Origin of the sequence: Neotamlana sedimentorum (assembly GCF_000943565.1) — a bacterium.
Lineage (GTDB): Bacteria > Bacteroidota > Bacteroidia > Flavobacteriales > Flavobacteriaceae > Neotamlana > Neotamlana sedimentorum.
Genome location: NZ_JTDW01000028.1, coordinates 1 through 3208 on the forward strand (window position 1 = coordinate 1; position 3208 = coordinate 3208).

Consider the following 3208-nt stretch of genomic DNA (forward strand, 5'->3'; position numbering starts at 1 on the left):
GCGTAGTAATTTTAATTTAAACTATTGCTTAATTCGCTAGTATTTCTATGAATTCTTTCGAGAACATTTTTATCCAATTCCAAAGTTAGTTCTATTTCTAGATTTATATCTTTTTCTCCATTAAGAACTTTTTCTTTAACTTTTTCTAATTGCTTTTTTATTTTGAATGGAAAATTCCAGATTTGTTCAGATGGTTTTAATACTAATTCAGAAAGATCCATTTTGACGTGGTTACAACTTTCTTCTATATAGGTGCTTCTTGTTTCAATACTCCAATTCAGTAGGCTTTCATATAATTGAGCATATTTCATTGCAGTATAATAAAGTCCTTTTAAATCAGCTGGTTTTCCAGGTTCATTCAAAAACTTTAATAAAGCATTATTAACTAAACTAGAAAATCCACCAACTATGTTTTGAGCTGTTGCAATTCGTTCTTGTGCCCAATTAGGAATGTCATACAAATCATTCACAATGTGTTTGGGTTCAATTAAGATTGAATATTCTATGTCGTTTTTTAAAAATTCCTTTTTTTGAATTTCATCAATGAAAACTTGGGCTAAAAACATATATTCAAACATTGTGTCCTCTTCAACAATTATTTGTAATGCTTTATTTGATAGATTAAGCTTAAAGAAGTCAGAAATTTTTTCGTCAATTATGCTTTTGGCTTTTAAACTATCTTTAAATAAATAAGATAATTGAACTTTTAGAGTTCTTATAATATCTTGTGCTTTCTCAAATGGAAAAGTCCAAATTTTAGAACTTTCTCTTATGTTACTTATAAATTCAAATATTTCAGTATTATCTACAATATGAGAAAAATCGGCATCTTTATTTTTTTTCCAAAAATTCAATGCATTTAAAGTGCTTTTATCAATGAAACAGAAAATTGGAATACCTTTTTGTTTAGCAACTAAAAATTCATTGTTCGTAATAGATTTTCCATTTTCTATAACATTTCCATATCTGTTACCAACAATCAAAACTAAAATGTCAGCATTTTCTTTTACTATTTTTATACAATTTTCAATTGTATTTAATTCTGGTGTAATTGGGAAATTTTCAAATTCTGATAAGATTGGATTATGTCCCGAATTCTCAATAAATTCTGAAATATCAACTCTGATTTGTGATAAATCATAGCAAGTTGAACTGACAAAAATGTTAATGTTATTCATAGAGTTTGTTGAGTGTTTGGTTTTATTACGCCTAACGGTTGGTGTATGAAACGTAGCGTATAAATATACGATAATTTTCAGATTAGCACCGAGCCGAATTTTTACATTTTGTTTTTATCTTTATTATTCTAAAAGCCAAATTTAAAAATTTGGCGGACTTTGTAAATTAGGGGAAAACCTTTGATTTAGCACTTGCTAGCTATGTTTTATACACGTTGTTGTGGCACGTTATTTAGCACCACCATTTTTTAATAAAATATTCCGCTAACAATTCCGTTCTTTCTTCGATGTCTTTTTTCTTAAATTCACTTTTAGTTGAAATTTGAGAAGCTATGTTTTTGGTCATTTTAAAAATACTTTTATCATAAACTTTTACTTTTTCAAAAGTGCTTTTGTTTTGAGCTCCGCTATTTAGATTTTTTTCTAAAACACATAAATTTCCTAGACTATGTTCGTATTCTAAATATTCCTCTGTGCTTTTAAATCCGTGACTTTTCAAAGTGAATTTTGGTTTTTGAGATAAAATATGTTCAATTGTAGGATTAAATCTTCTGTCATTTGCTATTTTTTTCAATTCATCCATTGTGAATTCAGTTCCTCTTAAATTCTCTGAATATTCAACGAAAATATGTGGTAAGGCACGATTTCCATAAATATACCCGTTCAAATAATTCATAAAACTTGGTTTATTCATCCAGTGTTTATTATACCATAATAGCCAATTCTGAATATCCTCATCTTTTGAATGTTGATTTAGTCTACAAGCAAATCTTGAAATATCTGCTCTTGGGTCAGTACCTCTTGTTTTATATATTCTAACATCAATTAGTTCTATTAAGTCAAGAAAAGTAAACTTCTTGTAGTTAGCATTTGGAAGTTTGTTTTCTAATTTTCCAAGCATTTCTAACTTAACAATTAAAGGATATAAAGTTGCGGAAAGATTTAAAATGGAAAATAATTTAAAATACTGTTTTTTCTTATCAGCTCTTTTTATTAAGGTATTTAAACTTTGAAAGAAAAGTTGTAAACTCTCCATATAATCTGTTATAAAATCTTCAACTTTTTGGTAGCCAACTTTTTTTCCAACTTTCCTATAGCTATTTAGTCTCTTTTTTAGAAAGTTAAGTACATAACCTGCGGTTGCATCATAATCTTCATCGTTATAAGCTACAAAATGATAACGCATAACGGTATCTTCACTAAACTTATCGCTACCTATTAAGGTTATCCCTAATTCTTCTCCCTTAAATTTTATTTCGTCATACATTTGGAAAATCTCTCCAAAAGCATCATTAATTTTATTATCTAATTTTTTGTCTAAATAGCGATTAGAAAAATAAACAAGTAAACTTTTAGCTTTTTCCATATTAGACAAAGGTTTTCCTCTGTCATTTACTGTTTGAAATATTCTAATTGCATCTCCTTCGCTTTCTTCAATAAATTCAAGAATTTCAAGGCTTTCTATCATATTTAGAAAACTCAAAGGGTCTTTAATTTGTTCGATTTGTTCTTCAATTTCTTCGTAAGCTTGTATCAAAAGTCTTTGACTTTTGTTTTTAGGTTCTAAAGATTTACCGTCTAACAACTTTTCAAAAAAATCTTTTTCTTTTCCAAGTGGTTTTAGTCGGTTTACATTGTTTTCAGTTATGTAAAATCTTCTATAAAATGAAGCGTCATCGGGTGATAATTTTTTTATTAAAGCGTTAATTATCATTGTTATGGTAGTGGTTCTTTGTTGTCCGTCAACTATAAAAAATACTCTGTCACTTTTTTTAGATTTTGATAATACAACAGTTCCGATGTAATGTGAAGATTTTACTTCTTCTGCCTCACGAATATCATTAAAAAGGTCTCTTACATTTTCCTTGTTCCAGGCATAACCTCTTTGGTATTTTGGTATTTCAAAAAATTTTCGGTTGAAGAAGTCTTGGATTTTGCTATTTGCCATTCTTTATTTCAGTTAGTTTGATGCTATTACGGATGTTTGTCTTAATGTGCCACAACGTAATTGTGTATGGAAAGTAAGGGGT

At 28.2% G+C, this 3208-nt stretch carries 2 protein-coding genes; both read right to left on the minus strand.

Going from position 1 to position 3208, the window contains the following annotated elements; translation table 11 throughout:
* Positions 1–11: 11 nt before the first annotated feature.
* Complete coding sequence (locus PW52_RS16705) at positions 12–1178, minus strand: DUF4062 domain-containing protein (protein WP_044634131.1); 1167 nt, start codon at positions 1176–1178, stop codon at positions 12–14.
* Positions 1179–1410: 232 nt separating this feature from the next.
* Entirely contained in the window at positions 1411–3126 is a 1716-nt protein-coding gene (locus PW52_RS16710) for a DUF262 domain-containing protein (protein ID WP_044634132.1), read from the minus strand.
* Between the last annotated feature and the right edge of the window lie 82 nt (positions 3127–3208).